Source organism: Pseudokineococcus lusitanus (genome assembly GCF_003751265.1).
In the GTDB taxonomy this organism is placed as follows: Bacteria; Actinomycetota; Actinomycetes; order Actinomycetales; family Quadrisphaeraceae; genus Pseudokineococcus; species Pseudokineococcus lusitanus.
Genome location: NZ_RJKN01000015.1, coordinates 1 through 3,451 on the forward strand (window position 1 = coordinate 1; position 3,451 = coordinate 3,451).

Genomic DNA, 3,451 nt, shown 5'->3' on the forward strand with positions numbered 1-3,451 from the left:
ACCCACGACCCCTCACCCACAAAAGATGTCCGGCGGCGACCTACTCTCCCACCCAGTCCCCCAGGCAGTACCATCGGCGCGAACGGGCTTAGCTTCCGGGTTCGGAATGGGACCGGGCGTTTCCCCGACGCTATGACCGCCGAAACACTACGGAACACGGCCACCCACACCCTCCAGCACCCCACCACCACGAACAGTGGACAGGCACGAGGACGCAGGGGCCCGTAGCCCCAGAACCGCACAGTGGACGCGAAACACACACACTTAAGAGTGGTCAAGCCATCGGCATATTAGTACCGGTCAGCTCCACGAGTTACCCCGCTTCCACATCCGGCCTATCAACCCAGTCGTCTACCTGGGAGCCTCACACCACCCGAAGTGGCAAGGAGACCTCATCTCGAAGCAGGCTTCCCGCTTAGATGCCTTCAGCGGTTATCCCTCCCGAACGTAGCCAACCAGCCATGCCCTTGGCAGGACAACTGGCACACCAGAGGTTCGTCCGTCCCGGTCCTCTCGTACTAGGGACAGCCCTTCTCAAGTCTCCGACGCGCGCAGCGGATAGGGACCGAACTGTCTCACGACGTTCTAAACCCAGCTCGCGTACCGCTTTAATGGGCGAACAGCCCAACCCTTGGGACCTACTCCAGCCCCAGGATGCGACGAGCCGACATCGAGGTGCCAAACCATGCCGTCGATATGGACTCTTGGGCAAGATCAGCCTGTTATCCCCGGGGTACCTTTTATCCGTTGAGCGACCGCGTTTCCACACACCACGGCCGGGTCACTAGTTCCGACTTTCGTCCCTGCTCGACCCGTCAGTCTCACAGTCAAGCTCCCTTGTGCACTTGCACTCAACACCTGATGACCGACCAGGCTGAGGGAACCTTTGAGCGCCTCCGTTACTCTTTAGGAGGCAACCGCCCCAGTTAAACTACCCATCAGGCACTGTCCCTGATCCGGATCACGGACCGAAGTTAGACGACCGATGCGACCAGAGTGGTATTTCAACGACGACTCCACCAGCACTGGCGTACCGGCTTCACAGTCTCCCACCTATCCTACACAAGCCACACCAGGCACCAATACCAAACTATAGTGAAGGTCCCGGGGTCTTTCCGTCCTGCTGCGCGTAACGAGCATCTTTACTCGTAGTGCAATTTCGCCGAGTTCGCGGTTGAGACAGCGGAGAAGTCGTTACGCCATTCGTGCAGGTCGGAACTTACCCGACAAGGAATTTCGCTACCTTAGGATGGTTATAGTTACCACCGCCGTTTACTGGCGCTTAAGTTCTGAGCTTCGCCGTGAGGCTGACCCGTCCCCTTAACGTTCCAGCACCGGGCAGGCGTCAGTCCGTATACATCGTCTTACGACTTCGCACGGACCTGTGTTTTTAGTAAACAGTCGCTTCTCCCTGGTCTCTGCGGCCTCACACGCTCACGCCGGCAAGCAGCGATCACGCGATCGGCCCCCCTTCTCCCGAAGTTACGGGGGCATTTTGCCGAGTTCCTTAACCACGATTCACTCGATCGCCTTGGTATTCTCTACCTGATCACCTGAGTCGGTTTGGGGTACGGGCGGCTCGAACCTCGCGCCGAGGCTTTTCTAGGCAGCATGGGATCACCCTCTTCGCACATACGTGCTCACCATCAGGTCTCAAGCTTCATGAGCTGCGGATTTGCCAACAGCTCGCCCTACACCCTTGGACGTGGACAACCATCGCCACGCGGTAGCTACCCTCCTGCGTCACCCCTGTTAATGCGCTTGCCTACTACCAGTCCGGGTCGCGCGTTCCACCCACACCCATCCCGAAGGACGAGTGAGGCTTCAGGCGCTTAGCATCGCTGACCTCAGCATGGGCGGTCCTTCGCCGGTACGGGAATATCAACCCGTTGTCCATCGACTACGCCTGTCGGCCTCGCCTTAGGTCCCGACTTACCCAGGGCGGATTAGCCTGGCCCTGGAACCCTTGATCATTCGGCGGACGGGTTTCTCACCCGTCATTCGCTACTCATGCCTGCATTCTCACTCGTGTGGCGTCCACGACTAGGTCACCCTGCCGCTTCACCCGCCACACGACGCTCCCCTACCCACTCCCGCACCTGGACCCACCCCACGAAGGGACAGGCCTGGCAACAGCGGAAGTGCCACGGCTTCGGCGGTGTGCTTGAGCCCCGCTACATTGTCGGCGCGGAATCACTTGACCAGTGAGCTATTACGCACTCTTTCAAGGGTGGCTGCTTCTAAGCCAACCTCCTGGTTGTCTGCGCAACTCCACATCCTTTTCCACTTAGCACACGCTTAGGGGCCTTAGCCGGTGATCTGGGCTGTTTCCCTCTCGACTACGAAGCTTATCCCCCGCAGTCTCACTGCCGCGCTGCGCTTACCGGCATTCGGAGTTTGGCTGACGTCAGTAACCTTGTCGGGCCCATCGGCCATCCAGTAGCTCTACCTCCGGCAAGAAACACGCGACGCTGCACCTAAATGCATTTCGGGGAGAACCAGCTATCACGAAGTTTGATTGGCCTTTCACCCCTACCCACAGGTCATCCCCCAGGTTTTCAACCCTGGTGGGTTCGGTCCTCCACGCGGTCTTACCCGCGCTTCAACCTGCCCATGGGTAGATCACTTCGCTTCGGGTCTAGGACACGCGACTCGTACCGCCCTGTTCGGACTCGCTCTCGCTACGGCTTCCCCACACGGGTTAACCTCGCCACATGCCACTAACTCGCAGGCTCATTCTTCAAAAGGCACGCGGTCACCCGTCACAAGGACGAGCCCCCACGGCTTGTAGGCACACGGTTTCAGGTACTATTTCACTCCCCTCCCGGGGTACTTTTCACCTTTCCCTCACGGTACTAGTCCGCTATCGGTCACCAGGAAGTATTCAGGCTTAGGGGGTGGTCCCCCCAGATTCACACGGGATTTCTCGGGCCCCGTGCTACTCGGGAACACCGTCCAAGGAGGCCACACTGTTTCGTCTACGGGGGTCGCACCCTCTACGCCGGGCCATCCAAGACCCTTCGACTACAGCGCGGCTTTATCACTCCCCGTCCCAGCGGCAGCTGGAACCAACGGGTCCCACAACCCCACGCACGCAACCCCTGCCGGGTATCACACGCCCATGGTTTAGCCTCGTCCGCTTTCGCTCGCCACTACTCACGGAATCGCGGTTGCTTTCTCTTCCTGTGGGTACTGAGATGTTTCACTTCCCCACGTTCCCTCCACACACCCTATATATTCAGGTGCAGGTGACTGGAGATGAATCCAGCCGGGTTTCCCCATTCGGACATCCTCGGATCACAGCTCGTTTGCCAGCTCCCCGAGGCTTATCGCAGGCTACGACGTCCTTCATCGGCTCCTGGTGCCTAGGCATCCACCGTGCGCCCTTAAAAACTTGGCCACAAAGATAAAGATGCTCGCGTCCACTGTGCAGTTCTCAAGCTACGAGCAC

General features: G+C 59.0%; 2 rRNA genes. Both read right to left on the minus strand.

Features of this window, described 5'->3' with window-relative positions:
* Window positions 1-27 precede the first annotated feature (27 nt).
* Window positions 28-144, minus strand: a 5S ribosomal RNA gene (gene rrf, locus EDC03_RS17275).
* Between the two features lie 126 nt (window positions 145-270).
* Window positions 271-3,400, minus strand: a 23S ribosomal RNA gene (locus EDC03_RS17280).
* Window positions 3,401-3,451 lie beyond the last annotated feature (51 nt).